Annotated in this window: 16 protein-coding genes; 14 read left to right on the forward strand and 2 right to left on the reverse strand. The window is 67.7% G+C overall.

The window, feature by feature from the left end:
• Positions 1 to 6: 6 nt before the first annotated feature.
• Positions 7 to 1,197, reverse strand: coding sequence for an APC family permease (locus M4578_RS15950; RefSeq protein WP_258094284.1), 1,191 nt, complete (start codon positions 1,195 to 1,197; stop codon positions 7 to 9).
• A gap of 110 nt (positions 1,198 to 1,307) precedes the next feature.
• Between M4578_RS15950 and ybgC the strand changes: the two genes are divergently transcribed.
• The 14 genes from ybgC (at position 1,308) to folD (ending at position 15,325) form a co-directional block, all read left to right on the forward strand.
• Positions 1,308 to 1,697 carry a tol-pal system-associated acyl-CoA thioesterase gene (ybgC, locus tag M4578_RS15955; protein ID WP_258094285.1) on the forward strand — a complete coding sequence of 130 codons (390 nt, stop codon included), beginning with the start codon at positions 1,308 to 1,310 and terminating at the stop codon, positions 1,695 to 1,697.
• Between the two features lie 181 nt (positions 1,698 to 1,878).
• On the forward strand, positions 1,879 to 2,574 hold the full coding sequence (tolQ, locus tag M4578_RS15960) for a protein TolQ (protein ID WP_258094286.1): 696 nt from the start codon (positions 1,879 to 1,881) through the stop codon (positions 2,572 to 2,574).
• A 3-nt stretch (positions 2,575 to 2,577) separates the two neighbouring features.
• Entirely contained in the window at positions 2,578 to 3,060 is a 483-nt protein-coding gene (gene tolR / locus M4578_RS15965) for a protein TolR (protein WP_258094287.1), read from the forward strand.
• A gap of 10 nt (positions 3,061 to 3,070) precedes the next feature.
• Entirely contained in the window at positions 3,071 to 4,222 is a 1,152-nt protein-coding gene (locus tag M4578_RS15970) for a cell envelope biogenesis protein TolA (protein ID WP_258094288.1), read from the forward strand.
• A gap of 125 nt (positions 4,223 to 4,347) precedes the next feature.
• Positions 4,348 to 5,670, forward strand: coding sequence for a Tol-Pal system beta propeller repeat protein TolB (tolB, locus tag M4578_RS15975; RefSeq protein ID WP_258094289.1), 1,323 nt, complete (start codon positions 4,348 to 4,350; stop codon positions 5,668 to 5,670).
• A gap of 157 nt (positions 5,671 to 5,827) precedes the next feature.
• The gene (pal, locus tag M4578_RS15980) at positions 5,828 to 6,349 is read left to right on the forward strand and encodes a peptidoglycan-associated lipoprotein Pal (RefSeq protein WP_258094290.1); all 522 of its coding nucleotides are present in this window, start codon (positions 5,828 to 5,830) and stop codon (positions 6,347 to 6,349) included.
• A 5-nt stretch (positions 6,350 to 6,354) separates the two neighbouring features.
• On the forward strand, positions 6,355 to 7,176 hold the full coding sequence (ybgF, locus tag M4578_RS15985) for a tol-pal system protein YbgF (protein WP_258094291.1): 822 nt from the start codon (positions 6,355 to 6,357) through the stop codon (positions 7,174 to 7,176).
• Positions 7,177 to 7,208: 32 nt separating this feature from the next.
• The gene (gene tilS / locus M4578_RS15990; protein WP_258094423.1) at positions 7,209 to 8,549 is read left to right on the forward strand and encodes a tRNA lysidine(34) synthetase TilS; all 1,341 of its coding nucleotides are present in this window, start codon (positions 7,209 to 7,211) and stop codon (positions 8,547 to 8,549) included.
• Positions 8,550 to 8,624: 75 nt separating this feature from the next.
• A complete protein-coding gene (gene ftsH, locus M4578_RS15995) occupies positions 8,625 to 10,541 on the forward strand; it encodes an ATP-dependent zinc metalloprotease FtsH (RefSeq protein WP_258094292.1) in 1,917 nt (638 codons plus the stop codon).
• Between the two features lie 59 nt (positions 10,542 to 10,600).
• Positions 10,601 to 11,314, forward strand: coding sequence for a methyltransferase domain-containing protein (locus M4578_RS16000; RefSeq protein WP_420854817.1), 714 nt, complete (start codon positions 10,601 to 10,603; stop codon positions 11,312 to 11,314).
• Between the two features lie 117 nt (positions 11,315 to 11,431).
• The gene (locus M4578_RS16005; RefSeq protein WP_258094294.1) at positions 11,432 to 12,025 is read left to right on the forward strand and encodes an MOSC domain-containing protein; all 594 of its coding nucleotides are present in this window, start codon (positions 11,432 to 11,434) and stop codon (positions 12,023 to 12,025) included.
• Between the two features lie 283 nt (positions 12,026 to 12,308).
• Entirely contained in the window at positions 12,309 to 13,985 is a 1,677-nt protein-coding gene (locus M4578_RS16010) for a formate--tetrahydrofolate ligase (protein WP_258094295.1), read from the forward strand.
• A gap of 129 nt (positions 13,986 to 14,114) precedes the next feature.
• Positions 14,115 to 14,411 (forward strand): chorismate mutase, encoded by a 297-nt coding sequence (locus tag M4578_RS16015; RefSeq protein WP_258094296.1) that lies wholly within the window; start codon positions 14,115 to 14,117, stop codon positions 14,409 to 14,411.
• Between the two features lie 11 nt (positions 14,412 to 14,422).
• Positions 14,423 to 15,325: a bifunctional methylenetetrahydrofolate dehydrogenase/methenyltetrahydrofolate cyclohydrolase FolD gene (gene folD / locus M4578_RS16020; protein ID WP_258094297.1), complete on the forward strand. Its 903-nt coding sequence runs from the start codon at positions 14,423 to 14,425 to the stop codon at positions 15,323 to 15,325.
• 51 nt (positions 15,326 to 15,376) lie between these two features.
• On the opposite strand, the gene M4578_RS16025 is transcribed toward folD, so the two are convergent.
• A complete protein-coding gene (locus M4578_RS16025; RefSeq protein ID WP_258094298.1) occupies positions 15,377 to 15,784 on the reverse strand; it encodes a PaaI family thioesterase in 408 nt (135 codons plus the stop codon).
• Positions 15,785 to 15,801 lie beyond the last annotated feature (17 nt).

The raw sequence follows: 15,801 nt of genomic DNA on the forward strand, positions 1-15,801 counted from the left end.
CCTCGGTCATTCCACCGGCGTGCCGAAAACCGCGATCGCCATCCCCAGCGCCGCCAGCGCGGCGAATCCTGCCGCCAGGGCCCGGCGCTCCTCTGCCCAGGCGCCCCGGCAGGCGATGGACGATTGCACGGCGTAATAGGCGGCAAAGGCGCGCGAGGCGTGGCTGATGATCTCGAACACGTTGAATCCCCAGGTCAGCGCCAGCCCGACCCCCACCAGCAGCGCATAGGACAGCCGCACCGGGATCCTGCCGCTGGTCAGCTCTTCGATGAGCCCGCCGGAACCGCCGGTATCGGCCACCGCCGCGCTGAACTGCGCCGCGAGCGCCGCGGCGGTCAGCATCAGCGGCAGCACCGGCGCGACCAGCGCCATCAGCCCGATGATCGAGGTTTCGCTCAACGCCTCGGTGCCGGGCACGAAGACATAGGCGATGAGCAGCACATAGACCATGTAGATCGCCGTCGAGAGCCCCTGCGCCAGCCGCATCGACCGGATGCGGGTGCGGGCGTCGTATTCCTCGCCCAGATAGCGCGAGGTTTCGAACCCCTGCACCGTGACGATGAGACCGAAGGCCAGCGCCAGCCCGTCCCAGCCGGTCTGTGTCGCCGGGTTGTTCAGCAGCGCGCCGGCCGCGGCCTTTTCGGCAAAGAACCACGCCAGCCCGGCCAGAAGCCCCGCGATGATCGCCAGCTTCACCCCCACCGTGACCTGTTCCAGCCGCTCCAGCGCGGTAAAGCCCCGCGACCAGCCGATGACGAGGATGACCAGCAGCATGGCGCTGGTGAGCAGCCGCGCATGAAAGCTGTCGTTCCAGGGCGTCAGCCGCATCCCGAAGGCGCCGAAAAGGTTGAGGTAATAGGCCACAGAGATGAAATAGGCGAAGGCCAGCGTCCAGGAGGCGAGGGTTTCCAGCCATGCCTCGCCCGCGCTGCGGGGGGCCGTGCCCGCGCGTCTTGCGATGTTGAACCGGATGGCCGCGCCGAAGGCATAGGCCACCAGACAGAGCGCCGCCATGACCAGCGGTGCGAGGGCGCCATAGGAGGCATCGAGGATCGGCCCCAGAACCAGGAACCCACTGCCGATGATCGAGGCGAGCGGGGTCAGCGACGCACGCCAGAGCCGCGCCCGTGCGAGGCGTGGCCAGAGCAGCAGCGCCCCGGCAGCGAGAGACGTGGCAAGGATCAGGGCGGCCAGCATGGCGCGGACGCTAAGCGCTTTTCCGGGTTGGGGAAAGGGGGCTGGCGCTCTGCTTGCACCCGCCGCCCGTGCCGCCTAGGGTCGCGGCGCGGAGAGACGGAGCGCGCAAGATGCTGCATGAGTTTCAGGTCCGGGTCTATTACGAAGACACCGACATGGCGGGGATCGTCTATCACGCCAATTACCTCAAATATATCGAACGGGCCCGCTCGGATTGGGTGCGCGGGCTTGGCATCGACCAGAACGCGCTGCGCGAGGACGACGGGGTGGTCTTTGTCCTGCGTCGGGTCGAGGCGGATTTCCGCGCCTCGGCGCATTTCGACGACGAACTGACGGTACAGACCCGGGTGCAGTCGGTCAGCGGCGTGCGCCTGATGCTGCACCAGGAGGTGCTGCGAGACGGAGAGACGCTCTTTTCCGCCGAGGTCACGCTGGTCGCGATGCATCTCGACGGCCATCCGACCCGCCTGCCCGAGCAGCTTCGCCGTCGCGTGCACTAAGCGCCCGCCCCCGCCGGGCGGGGTGCGCGGCGCGGAAAGCGGCATTGCGCCGGCGGAAGCCCGCCCATGCCGTTCCGGTGGGGCGCTATGACGCCAATGTGTTGGCGTTTCCCCTGCAAATCAGGTACACAGAGCCGTAATGAGAGCTCCGACAACAGGGGCCCAGAGGAAGAGCAGGCTTATGGATCCACAAACCCTCGCGCTCGCGCAGGAGATAGATTTCTCCATGTGGGGGCTGTTCGCACGCGCCACGCTCACCGTGAAGGTGGTGATGGTGCTGCTCATCTTGGCCTCGGTCTGGGGCTGGGCGATCATTCTCGAAAAACTGGTCAGCTACCGCAAGGCGCGCCGCGAGGCGGCCAAGTTCGACCGGGCCTTCTGGTCGGGCGATCCGCTGGACGAGCTGTTCGACCAGATCGGCACCGAGCCGAAGGGGCGGGCCGAGCGCGTCTTTGCCGCCGGCATGACCGAATGGCGCCGCTCGCACCGCGACGACGGCGGGCTGATCGCCGGCGCCCATGCCCGGATCGACCGGTCGATGGACGTGTCGATCCAGAAGGAAAGCGAAGAGCTCCAGCGCGGGCTGCCGGTGCTGGCCACCGTCGGCTCGACCGCGCCTTTCGTCGGGCTCTTCGGCACGGTCTGGGGCATCATGCACGCCTTCATCGAGATCGCCCAGCAGCAGGATACCTCGCTGGTCGTGGTGGCGCCGGGCATCGCCGAGGCGCTGTTCGCCACGGCGCTGGGACTGATGGCGGCCATTCCGGCGGTGATCTTCTACAACAAGCTGTCGGCGGATGCCGATCGGGTCATCGCGGGCTACGAGGCCTTTGCCGACGAATTCTCGACCATTCTCTCGCGCCAGTTGGATTCCTGAGCCATGGGCGCTGGGGTCGTGAAATCGGGCGGAGGCGGCGGTGGCCGCAGACGCCGCCGGGGCGGGGCGCGCAGCCAGCCCATGGCCGAGATCAACGTCACGCCGATGGTGGATGTGATGCTGGTGCTGCTCATCATCTTCATGGTGGCGGCGCCGCTTCTGACCGTGGGGGTGCCCGTGGAACTGCCCAAGACGGCGGCCAGCGCGCTGCCCTCCGAGGCCGAGGAGCCGCTGACGGTGACGATCACCGCCGAGGGGGTGGTGATGATCCAGACCACCGAGGTGCCGATGGGCGATCTGGTCAACCGGCTGCGTGCCATCGCGGTGGAACGCGCCGACGACCGGATCTTTCTGCGGGCCGATGGCGCGGTGCCCTATCAGACGGTGGCTCAGGTGATGGGGGCGCTCAACCGTGGCGGCTTCTCGTCGATTGGGCTTGTGACGGACACCGGTGGCCCGGCGCTGGAAGGCGCGGACGGCGGCTGAGGGGGCCTTTGTGCGGAAAAGCCTCTACATATCCGCCGGGGCGCATGCCCTGGTCATTCTGTGGTTGCTGGTCGGAAACGTGTTCCGTCCGGATCCGCCGGAATTCGAGGTGGCCGAGGTCTCGGTGATCTCCGAGGCGGAATTCGCGGCGCTGACCCGCGAAAGCCAGGCACCCGAACTGCCTCAGGAGGTGGAGGCCCCGTCGGCGCCCGAACCCGAACCTGCGCCCGAGCCGGTCCCGCAACCCGCGCCCGAGCCCGCGCCAGAACCGCAGCCCGAGCCCGAACCCGTGCCGGTCCCCGAGCCGCCTGCGCCGGAACCCGAGCCCGCGCCGCAGCCGGTGCCGCCGGCGCCCGAGCCGGCCCCCGAACCCGAGCCGGTTCCGGAACCGTTGCCACCGGCCGCCGAGCCGGTGCCACAGGTGCTTGCGCCTGAAACCGCCCTGCGTCCGGTGCCGCGCCCGGCCCCGCGCGTCACCCCCGAGCCGGTGGCGCCGCCGGAGCCCGAAGCGACCGAGGCGGACGAGGTCCAGCAGGCCGCGACGCCCGATGCCGAAAGCCCCGAGCTGGCGGAGCAGGAGCAGGAGGCCACGGCGCCCGAAGAGACCGCGACGGAAATCGTGACCGAAGCAGAGACGCCGGCAGGGGCACCTGCGGCTTCGGTGCGTCCGCGCCCGCGTCCGCGCGATCTGGTGACCGCTGCCGCCCCGGCGACACCGGCGGCGGAGCCCGCGCCCGCGGCCCCAGCGCCCGCCGAACAACCCGCCGATGCCGTTGCCGACGCGATTGCCGAGGCGCTGGCGGGCGGTGGCGCGGCGGCGTCCGAGACCGCCCCGACCGGCCGTCCGCTGACCCGTGGCGAACAGGAGGCGCTGCGGCTCGCGGTGCAGCGCTGTTGGCTGGTCGATGTCGGCAGCGAGGCCGCCAATGTGACCGTAACCATTGCCATGGACATGGAGCCCACGGGCCGCGTGGTGTCGTCGAGCCTCAGGCTGGTCGGCTCCGAAGGCGGCAGTGGCGCCGCGGCGGAAACCGCCTTTCAGGCGGCGCGCCGGGCGATCCTGCGCTGTCAGGGCGACGGGTATGAGTTGCCGGAAGAGAAATACCAGCAATGGAAGCGCATCGAGATGACCTTCAACCCCGAACAGATGAGGCTGCGATGAGCCGGACAATGGCAAGGAACCGCGCATTTTCCCCCCTGCGGCCCTTTGTCGGCCGAGGCAGCGGGCGCTATCCTTCCCTCCAGATCGGGGCGCGCGCAGGCCGGCCCCGCAAGGAGAGCTTTGGGATGAAACATGTCTTGGTCCTCTGTCTGGGGCTGCTCGCGCTGCTTGCGCTGCCCGTCCCGGCGCAGGCACAGAACGGTCCGTTGCGGATCGAGATCACCGAGGGCACGGTCGAGCCGATGGCCTATGCGGTGCCCGATTTCGTGTCCGAGACGCCCGGGGCCGCGCAATACGCCCAGGACATCGCACGGGTCGTGGCCGACGATCTGACCGGCACGGGTCTGTTCCGCGAGATCCCGCGCGAGGCGCATATCAGCCGGATCACCTCGTTCCAGAGCCCGGTGCAATTTGCCGACTGGAAAGCGATCAACGCATTGGTGCTGCTGACCGGCGCGGTTTCGGAAGAGGGCGGGCGGGTGACCGTCAAGTTCCGCATCTGGGACGTGTTCGCGGGCACCGAGCTGGGGCAGGGGATGCAGTTCGCCGCCACCGCCGACGGCTGGCGCCGGCTTGCCCACAAGGTGGCCGACCAGGTCTATTCCCGGATCACCGGCGAGACCGGCTATTTCGACAGCCGGGTGGTCTTTGTCTCGGAAAGCGGTCCCAAGGATCAGCGCGCCAAGCGGCTGGCGATCATGGATTACGATGGCGCGAATGTGCAATATCTGACGGATTCCCGCTCGATCGTGCTGGCGCCGCGGTTCTCGCCGAATGGCGACCGGGTGCTCTATACCAGCTACGAGACCGGAGAGCCGCGCGTTCATGTGCTGAACGTGGGATCGGTCCAGAGCCATATCCTGCAATCGGGCAGCGGTGTCATGAGCTTTGCACCGCGGTTCTCGCCGGATGGCAGCCGGGTGGTCTATTCGGTGACCTCGGGATCCAACACCGATATTTTCGCGATGGACATCGCTTCGGGCGCGACGATGCAGCTCACCTCGGCCCCGTCGATCGAAACCGCCCCCAGCTTTTCGCCCGATGGCAGCCGGATCGTGTTCGAAAGCGACCGCTCTGGCACGCAGCAGCTTTATGTGATGCCGGCGAATGGCGGCGAGGCGACGCGCATCAGCTTCGGTCAGGGGCGCTACGGGACGCCGGTCTGGTCGCCGCGCGGCGATCTGATCGCCTTTACCAAGCAGAATCAGGGCCGGTTCCATATCGGCGTGATGCGCATCGATGGCAGCGAAGAGCGCCTGCTGACCGCCTCGCGCCTGGACGAAGGCCCGAGCTGGGCCCCCAATGGCCGGGTGATCATGTTCGCGCGGGAAACTCAGGGCGCGCAGGGCACGTCCTCGCTTTACACGGTCGATGTCGCGGGGCGCAAACTGACCCGGGTCCGGACGCCCGACGGGGCCTCGGATCCGAGCTGGGGTCCGCTGCAATGACAGCGCCTTCCGCGCAAAATCTTCCTGCGAAGATTTTGCGCGGCACGACCCGCGTGTGGCGAGATTTTTCGGACGAAAAATCTCGGTCATGCCGGCCTCATTTCCAACACCCGCAGCCTGTGTTAGCCTGCGGGCAATACTCGAGCAGGATATCTCCATGACACATCTTTCCAAGGCTCTGATGATGGCCGCGGTCCTGGGCCTTGCGGCCTGCACCAACGGCAACCGTTTCGACAACGAGGCCGGCGCGGGCTATGGCGCCGATGCCGGTGCCGGCAGCGGTATCGTGCCCGGCAGCGCCAGCGATCCCGCATCGCCCGCCTATTTCAGCCAGACCATCGGCGACCGGGTGTTCTTTGCGGTCGACCAATCGACGCTGAGCCCCGAGGCGCGCGCCACGCTGGACGGCCAGGCAGGCTGGCTGCTCTCCAACAGCGATTATCTCGCCGTGATCGAAGGGCACGCGGACGAGCAGGGCACGCGCGAATACAACATCGCGCTGGGCGCCCGCCGCGCCAACGCGACGATGGAATATCTGATCTCGAAGGGCGTGCCCGCCAGCCGGCTGAAATTCATCAGCTACGGCAAGGAGCGTCCGGTCGAGATCTGCTCTGAAGAGGCGTGCTATTCCAAGAACCGCCGCGCCGTCACCGTGATCTCGATGGGTCTCGGGAGCTGAGCGGGATGCGCCGTACCGCCCTTGCGCTGTGCCTGAGCCTGGCCGCCACGGGTGTGGCGGCGCAGCAGACGGAAACGCTGGCCGACATCCGTCAGGACCTGACGGTCCTGACGGGCGAGCTGCAACGGCTCAAACAGGAGCTGAACACCACCGGGATCAGCGATCTTCAGGTGAGCGGCGGCACACTCGACCGGGTGAATGCCATCGAGGCAGAGCTGCAACGCCTCACCGCCCGGACCGAAGAGCTGGGGCACCGGATCGACCGGGTGGTCCAGGACGGCAGCAACCGGGTGGGCGACCTGACATTCCGCCTGTGCGAGCTGGAGCCGGGCTGCGACATCGGCGCGCTGGGCGATACCCCCCTTCTGGGGGGCGAGGCGCCCGCCACGGTCACCGCGCCGGCGCCGGCGCCGCAGGCGCTGCCCTCGGGCGGCGCGGAACTCGCCATCGGCGAACAGACAGACTACCGGCGGGCGCAGGAGGCGCTCGCCTCCGGTGACTTTCAGGGCGCCGCGAACCAGTTTGCGGCCTTTCGCGAGACCTTTCCCGGCAGCCCGCTAGAAGCCGGCGCGCTGGTTGGCGAGGGCCGCGCGCTGACCGCTGTCGGCGACACCCGCGAAGCCGCGCGGCGTTTTCTGAACGCCTATGCCAACTATCCCGACAGCGAGGCGGCGCCCGAGGCGCTTTGGCGGCTGGGCGCATCGCTGGGCACACTGGGCAGCCTGACCGAAGCCTGCGTGACGCTGGGCGAGGTCGCCGCGCGCTACCCCGACAGCGCTGCCGTCACCGAGGCGCAGGCCGAGATGGGCCGTCTGAACTGCCCGTGAGCGACAGTCTCGACCGGCGCTTTGCCGGGGCCATGGGCGCCTTGCTGGGCCCGGATTTCCCCTCTGCCATCGCGCTGGCCGTCTCGGGTGGCGGCGACAGCATGGCGATGCTCACGCTGGCGCATAACTGGGCGCATGTCTGGGGCGTACGGCTCTGGGTGGTGACCGTCGATCATGGTCTGCGCCCGGAGGCCGCCGGAGAGGTCGCGCTGGTCGCCGAGACCTGCGCCGAGCTCGGGCATCCGCATGCGCTGCTGCGCTGGCGCTGGGACGGGCAGGGCAATCTGATGGATGCGGCGCGGCGCGGCCGGCTCGAGATGATCGGGCGCTGGCGCGGCGGGCTTGCCCATGTGCTGCTGGCTCATACGCGCGACGATGTGGCCGAGACCTTTCTGATGCGGCTGGCGCGCGGCTCCGGGGTGGACGGGCTGTCGGCCATGGCACCGATGCGCGAGATCCGGCAGCCATGGCCGCGCGCGCCGCTGAGCGAAGCCGAATGCGCGGGCGCCTGCCCCTCCGCCACGCCGGTCGTCGACCTGGCGACACAGCATCCCGACCGGTTCCACATCTTGCGGCCCTGTCTGGATATGGGGCGCGAGGAGCTGCGCCATTATCTGCGGGTGCTCAAGGGCCGCTGGGCGGATGACCCGTCGAACCAGGACGACCGCTACGAACGGGCGCGGATCCGCAAGCTGCTTGCAGAGCTGCGGTCGCACGGGCTCGGGGCCGAGACGCTGGCCGCGACTGCGGGCCGGATGTCACGCGCACGGGACGTGCTGCGGCAACGGGCGGTGGAGGTCTGGGCGCTGTGCGGCCGGGCGGGCGAGGTGCGGGGCGCGGCGACCGGGGAGATGATCTTCGACCGCGCCGTCTTTGAAACCGTCGAACGCGACACGCAACTGCGGCTGCTCGCCGCGGCGCTGCAATTTATCGCCTCAGCGGAATACCGCCCGCGCGCGGCCCCGCTCGAGGCGCTGCTCGACCGGCTTCTGGCCGGCGGTGCCGGAACCCTGCATGGCTGCGAGGCGCGGACCACCCGCGACGAGATCCGCCTTTTCCGCGAATACGCCGCCGTGGCGGATTTGCGCGGATCACTGTCAGAGACCGCGCTTTGGGATGGCAAGTGGCGGGTTTTCCACAAGGATCTGACCGGGCTGGAGATCCGCGCGCTGGGCGACGAGGGCTGGCTACAGGCCGGCGCGGCGCGCGAGGGCGGGCCGTCCCATCCCGTCGCACGCGGTTTGCCGGCGGTCTGGGAGGGCGGCCGGCTCGTCGCCTGCGACGCGCTGGGCATCGGTCCGGGCGAAACCACGCAGCTCTGGCCGATGGGAACGCGGCACATCGGTTTCCCGAGCTTCCTTCTTTCGCATTGAACCAGCGCGCCCGATCCTTATGTTAGGACCATCGCGCCCGGGCCCGGGCGTGCGACGCATGTTTGGAGGCTTTCCTTGGGCAACGCACGTAATATCGCCTTCTGGGTGGTGCTGTTTCTTCTCATCCTGGCGCTTTTCAATCTGTTCTCCGGTGGCGGCAACACGCTGCAAAGCCGTGAGATCAGCTATTCGGATTTCGTGCAGGCGGTGGACAGCAACAATGTCAGCTCGGTCACCATCGACGGCGAGCAGATCCGCTACCGCAGCAGCGACGGCACCGATTACGTCACGGTCAAACCCGAAGACGCCCAGGTCACCGACATGCTGATCCAGAAAGGCGTCGTCGTGCGTGCCGAACAGCAGGAGCAGTCGGGCTTCCAGGCCTTCCTGCTGTCGCTTCTGCCCTTCCTGCTGCTGATCGGCGTGTGGATCTATTTCATGAACCGCATGCAGGGCGGCGGCAAAGGCGGCGCCATGGGCTTTGGCAAGTCCAAGGCCAAGCTGCTGACCGAAAAGCACGGGCGGGTGACCTTTGACGATGTCGCGGGCATCGACGAGGCCAAGGAAGAGCTGGAGGAGATCGTCGAATTCCTCCGCAACCCGCAGAAATTCTCGCGTCTCGGCGGCAAGATCCCGAAAGGCGCGCTGCTGGTGGGCCCTCCGGGCACCGGTAAGACGCTGCTGGCGCGCGCGATTGCGGGCGAGGCGGGCGTCCCGTTCTTCACCATCTCGGGCTCCGACTTCGTGGAAATGTTCGTGGGCGTCGGCGCCAGCCGTGTGCGCGACATGTTCGAACAGGCCAAGAAGAATGCCCCCTGTATCGTCTTCATCGACGAGATCGACGCCGTGGGCCGCAACCGGGGCTCCGGTTATGGCGGCGGCAATGACGAGCGCGAACAGACCCTCAACCAGCTTCTGGTCGAGATGGACGGGTTCGAGGCCAACGAAGGCGTGATCATCATCGCCGCGACCAACCGCCGCGATGTGCTCGACCCGGCGCTGCTGCGTCCGGGCCGGTTCGACCGTCAGGTCACCGTGCCCAACCCCGACATCAAGGGCCGCGAAAAGATCCTCGGCGTGCACGCCCGCAAGACCCCGCTGGGCCCGGATGTGGATCTGCGCATCATCGCGCGCGGCACGCCCGGTTTCTCGGGCGCGGATCTGGCGAACCTGGTGAACGAGGCGGCGCTGATGGCCGCGCGTGTGGGCCGCCGCTTTGTCACGATGGAAGATTTCGAGAACGCCAAGGACAAGGTCATGATGGGCGCGGAACGCCGCTCCATGGTGCTGACGCCCGAGCAGAAGGAAAAGACCGCCTATCACGAGGCCGGCCACGCGGTGGTGGGTCTGTCGCTGCCGCAATGCGATCCGGTCTACAAGGCGACGATCATCCCGCGCGGTGGTGCGCTGGGTATGGTTGTGTCTCTGCCCGAGATCGACCGTCTGAACTGGCACAAATCCGAGTGCGAGGAAAAGCTGGCGATGACCATGGCGGGCAAGGCCGCCGAGATCATCAAATACGGCGAAGAGAACGTCTCGAACGGCCCGGCGGGCGACATCCAGCAGGCGTCTGCGCTGGCGCGGGCGATGGTGCTGCGCTGGGGCATGTCGGACAAGGTCGGCAATATCGACTATTCCGAAGCGCATGAGGGCTATCAGGGCAACACCGCCGGTCTCTCGGTCTCGGCCCATACCAAGGAGCTGATCGAGGAAGAGGTGCGCACCTTCATCCAGGAAGGCTATGACCGCGCGTTCCAGATCCTGACCGAGCGCAAGGAAGACTGGGAGCGTCTGGCGCAGGGGCTGCTGGAATACGAGACCCTGACCGGCGACGAGATCAAGCGCGTGATGAAGGGCGAGCCGCCGCATGCGGGCGACGATGCCGGCGCGGATTCCGGTGGCGACACGCCCAGCGTGACGGCGATCCCGAAAACCAAGCCCAAGGCGAAACCTGCCGGCGACAGCGGGCTGGAGCCCGAACCCTCCGCATGAGCGGGACAGCGCAAACAGATTGGGACCCCGGACTCTATCACAGATTCCGGGGTCTTCGTTTGCGCCCCGCCATCGACCTGCTGCGCAGCATTGGCCCATTGCCGGAGGGAGGTATCGTGGATCTCGGCTGTGGCAGCGGGGCCGCCGGGCCGGCGCTGCAACAGTTGGGCCGCGCGCTGACCGGTGTCGATCTGAGCCCGGCGATGCTGGAAAAGGCGCGGGCGACGGGCTGCTACGACCGTCTCGATTGCGCCGATCTGAGCGACTGGTCGCCCGAGCAGCCACCGGCGTTGATCTTTTCCAACGCGGCGCTGCACTGGGTGGGCGATCATGCGGGGCTGATCCCGCGCCTGGCCGAGACGCTGGTCCCCGGCGGGGTGCTGGCGGTGCAGGTGCCGCATCAGAACAACGCCCCGTCGCACCGGCTCTGGCTGACGCTGGCCGACGAGCTGTTCCCGGGCCGGGTCGATCATGCGGCGATCCCCTCGGTGCTGCTGCCGGCGGAATATCACCGTCTGCTGCGCCCGCTGGGGCAGGTTTCGCTCTGGGAAACGGAGTATTATCAGGAGCTGGCGCCCGACGGCTCGGGCCATCCGGTCCGCCGCTTCACCGAGGCCACGTTCGGGCGCCCGGTGCTCGAGCCGCTGTCCGAGGCCGAACAGGCCCGGCTGATCGCGGCCTATGAAGAGGTGATCGGCAGCGCCTATCCGACGCTTGCCTCGGGCCATGTGCTGTTTCCCTTCCGCCGGCTCTTCTTCACCCTCACGCGGTGACGGGCCTGCGCGAATTTTTCATTAATTCGCGCAATTTATTCGTAAATGCGCAGGATCCGGCTTGGCGATGCGGGGCGCTTTGCGCAGAGTCGCGGCAGAGACGAGGAGTTGCCGCCCATGCCTGCCCTGAAGCCCACCGATTTTCACGCGACGATCCGCTGGCTGGGGCGGGTTCCGGAAGAGGGAAAGGGGCTGCAATCGGTCGCGGTGGATTGGCTGGAACTGGGGTTCGAGGGGCCGGTGGGCGAGCGCCACTCGGGGCTGACGCGCCCCTCTTGCAGCCGCGTACTGTCGCAGCATCCGCGCGGGACGGTGATCCGCAACAGCCGGCAGGTCTCGATGATCTCCGCCGAAGAGATCGCGGGGATTGCCGAGCGCATGGCGCTTGATGCGGTGGAGCCGGAATGGCTCGGGGTTTCGGTGGTGGTCGCAGGGCTGCCGGATTTCTCGCATATCCCGCCCTCGTCGCGGCTTCAGGGGCCGGACGGGGTGACGCTGGTGGTGGATATGGAGAACCGCCCCTGCGTGCTGCCCGGGCGCGAGATCGAGGTTGCGCATGAGGGGGTCGGCGCGCGGTTCAAGCCGGCGGCCAAGGGCCGGCGCGGGGTGGTGGCCTGGGTCGAACGCCCGGGCGTTCTGCGCCCGGGGGATGTGCTGCGCCTGCATGTGCCGGACCAGCCGCTCTGGGCGCATTATGAGGCGGTGCGGTAGGAAAAGCCCCCGCTCATTCCTCCGCCCCGGCGCGGAACAAGGCGAAGCCGCCGCGTCATCGCCGGCCCGTCCTCCGGGCTGGCGATTTGGTGAAATCAGCGCTCCGTTGAGGGGTCTTTCGGATTTGACCACGATAAATCGAAGGGCTCATACCCAAGGATCGCCCTCCCACGGGCCGGCGATGGCGCGGCTCCCCAAGCAGACCCCCCTATTTCCGTCTGTCCTCTGCCCGCTGCATGGGCCATGGTCGCCCTGACCGCCCAGCAAGACAAAGGACGAGACCGTGGCCGTAAAAACCGACATCCAGATCGCCCGCGAGGCCCGCAAACGCCCGATCCAGGACATCGGCGCCAAGCTGGGCATCGGGCCCGAGCATCTGCTGCCTTACGGCCATGACAAGGCGAAGGTGGATCAACGCTTTATCGCGGGCCTCGGCGATCGGCCCGACGGCAGGCTCATCCTCGTGACGGCGATCAACCCCACCCCGGCGGGCGAAGGCAAGACGACGACCACGGTGGGCCTTGGCGACGGGCTGCAACGCATCGGCAAGAAGGCCGCGATCTGTATCCGCGAGGCCTCGCTCGGGCCGAATTTCGGCATGAAGGGCGGGGCCGCGGGCGGCGGCTATGCGCAGATCGTGCCGATGGAGGAGATGAACCTCCATTTCACCGGCGATTTCCACGCCATCACCAGCGCCCACAACCTGCTGGCGTCGATGATCGACAACCATATCTACTGGGGCAACGCGCAGGACATCGACCTGCGCCGCGTGGTCTGGCGCAGGGTGCTCGACATGAACGACCGGGCGCTGCGCCAGACGGTGACCTCGCTGGGGGGCGTCGCCAACGGCTTTCCGCGCGAAACCGGCTTCGACATCACCGTCGCCTCCGAGGTCATGGCGATCCTCTGTCTGGCCGAGGATCTCGCCGATCTGGAACGCCGCCTTGGCGATATGATCGTGGCCTACAGGCGCGATCACTCGCCGGTCTTTGCCCGTGACATCGGTGCCGACGGGGCGATGACGGTGCTGCTCAAGGAGGCGATGATGCCGAACCTCGTGCAGACGCTGGAACATACCCCGGCCTTTGTGCATGGCGGCCCCTTCGCCAATATCGCCCATGGCTGCAATTCGGTGATCGCCACCCGTACCGCGCTGAAACTGGCCGACTATGTGGTGACCGAAGCGGGCTTCGGCGCGGATCTGGGGGCCGAGAAGTTCTTTGACATCAAGTGCCGCAAGGCCGGGCTGCATCCCGATTGCGTGGTGCTGGTGGCGACGGTGCGGGCGCTCAAGATGAACGGTGGTGTCGGCAAGGACGATCTTGGCGCCGAGAATGTGCCGGCGGTCACCAAGGGCTGCGCCAATCTCGGGCGCCATATCCAGAACCTCAAGGGCTTCGGCGTGCCGGTGGTGGTGGCGATCAACCATTTCACCGGCGATACCGAGGCCGAAATCGCGGCGGTGCGGGACTATGTGGCGGAGCAGGGGGCGGAATCCTACCTATGCAAACACTGGGCCGAAGGCTCGGCGGGCACCGAGGCGCTGGCCACCCGCGTGGCCGAGATCGCCGATGCCGGGCAATCGCAGTTCGCGCCGCTCTATCCCGACGAGATGCCGCTCTGGCAAAAGATCGAATGCGTGGCCGAGCGGATCTATCACGCCCATGAGGTCACCGGAGACACGCGCATCCGCGAGCAGCTGCACCAGTGGGAGGCGCAGGGCTATGGCCACCTGCCGGTCTGCATGGCCAAGACGCAATATTCCTTCTCGACCGACCCCAACCTGCGCGGCGCGCCCGAAGGCCATGTGGTGCCGGTGCGCGAGGTGCGGCTCTCGGCGGGGGCCGGGTTCATCGTGGCGATCTGCGGGGAGATCATGACCATGCCCGGCCTGCCCAGCCACCCTGCGGCCGAGAAAATCCGGCTCAACGCAGACGGCGAGATCGAGGGGCTGTTCTGATCGGCGGCGCCGAAACGTGCATCGGAACGCATTTCCACGCTGCAACGTCGCAAACGGCGCTCTCGGGGCGTTGAACATTGATACACCGGCGGGCATCAGAGCCTGGGCGGTCAGGTAAGGAGACACCACATGCGCAACCCTGCGGATCTGGCGGACATGGCGGCGCTGCGCGCCGAGATCGACACGACCGACAAGGCTCTGAGTGCGCTTCTGGGGCACCGCGCGCGGCTGATTTCCCGCGCGGCGGAACTCAAGGCGGAGAACGGCTGGCCGGCGCGCATCGCCGACCGGGTGGACGAGGTGATCGCCAATGCGATGGCCAATGCCGAGGCCGAAGGCTACGACCCGGTGCTGGCCGAGACGCTCTGGCGGGAGCTGGTGGAATGGGCGATCCGGCGCGAAGAGGCTGCGCTCGGGCGGGAATGAAGGAGAGGGCCATGGCGGCCAGGATCATCGACGGCAAGGCCTTCGCGGCCGATGTGCGGGAAAAGGTGGCGGCGCATGTGGCGCGGCTGAAGCAAGAGAACGGCATCACGCCGGGCCTTGCGGTGGTGCTGGTGGGCGAGGATCCCGCGAGCCAGGTCTATGTCCGCAACAAGGGCAGGCAGACGGCCGAGGCGGGCATGAACTCCTACGAGCACAAGCTGCCGGCGGAAACCTCGGAAGAGGTGCTGCTGGAGCTGGTGGCGCAGCTCAATGCCGATCCCAGGGTGCATGGCATCCTCGTGCAGCTGCCGCTGCCGGATCACATGAACGCGGATGCGGTGATCAACGCCATCGACCCCGCCAAGGATGTGGACGGGTTCCACATCTCCAACGTGGGCCTGCTTGGCACCGGGCAGAAAAGCATGGTGCCCTGCACGCCGCTCGGCTGCCTGATGATGCTGCGCGATGTGCATGGCACGCTTTCCGGCATGAACGCGGTGGTGATCGGGCGCAGCAACATCGTCGGCAAACCGATGGCGCAGCTCCTGCTGGGCGAAAGCTGCACGGTGACCATCGCGCATTCGCGCACGAAGGATCTGCCCGAGGTGGTACGCCGCGCCGACATCGTGGTGGCGGCGGTGGGTCGCCCGCAGATGGTGCCGGGCGACTGGATCAAGCCGGGCGCCACGGTGATCGACGTGGGCATCAACCGCATTGACGCGCCCGAGAAGGGCGAGGGCAAGACCCGGCTGGTGGGCGATTGCGATTACGACAGCTGCGCCGAGGTGGCCGGGGCGATCACCCCGGTGCCGGGCGGGGTGGGGCCGATGACCATTGCCTGCCTGCTGGCCAACACGGTCACCGCCTGCTGCCGCGCCAACGGTCTGGCCGAGCCCGAGGGGCTGACTGCCTGATAGGAGGTGGGCAGGATTGCCCACCCTACCGCCTGTGGCGGTGCAGAGCGGTCAGACGGGCACGGTGGTGCCGGTGAGCAGGGCGGCATGGGTCTCCCTGCCGTCCTTCACCGCGTAGACATCGGCGCTGACGATCACCAGCCGCCGCCCTGGCCTGATCACCCGTCCCCGTGCGATCAGCCTGTCCCCCACGGCAGGGGCCAGAAGATGGATCTTCATTTCCGACGTCACGATCTCCTTGTCCTCCGGTGTCACGGTGAGCGCCGAGTAGCCCGCCGCGCTGTCGCCGATGGCAAAGGCCAGAGCTGCGTGGGCATACCCAAGCTGTTGGTGCAGATCGGGGCGGATCGCCGCCTCGATGGTCACCGCGCCGGGCGCGACCGAGATCAGCCGCGCGCCCAGCGTTTGCATCATGCTCTGTCGGCCGAAGCTGGCCCTGATACGAGTCTCGAGATCCATGGCGCGCACTCGATCAC

This window comes from Salipiger pentaromativorans (assembly GCF_024721115.1).
Classification (GTDB): Bacteria; Pseudomonadota; Alphaproteobacteria; order Rhodobacterales; family Rhodobacteraceae; genus Salipiger; species Salipiger pentaromativorans.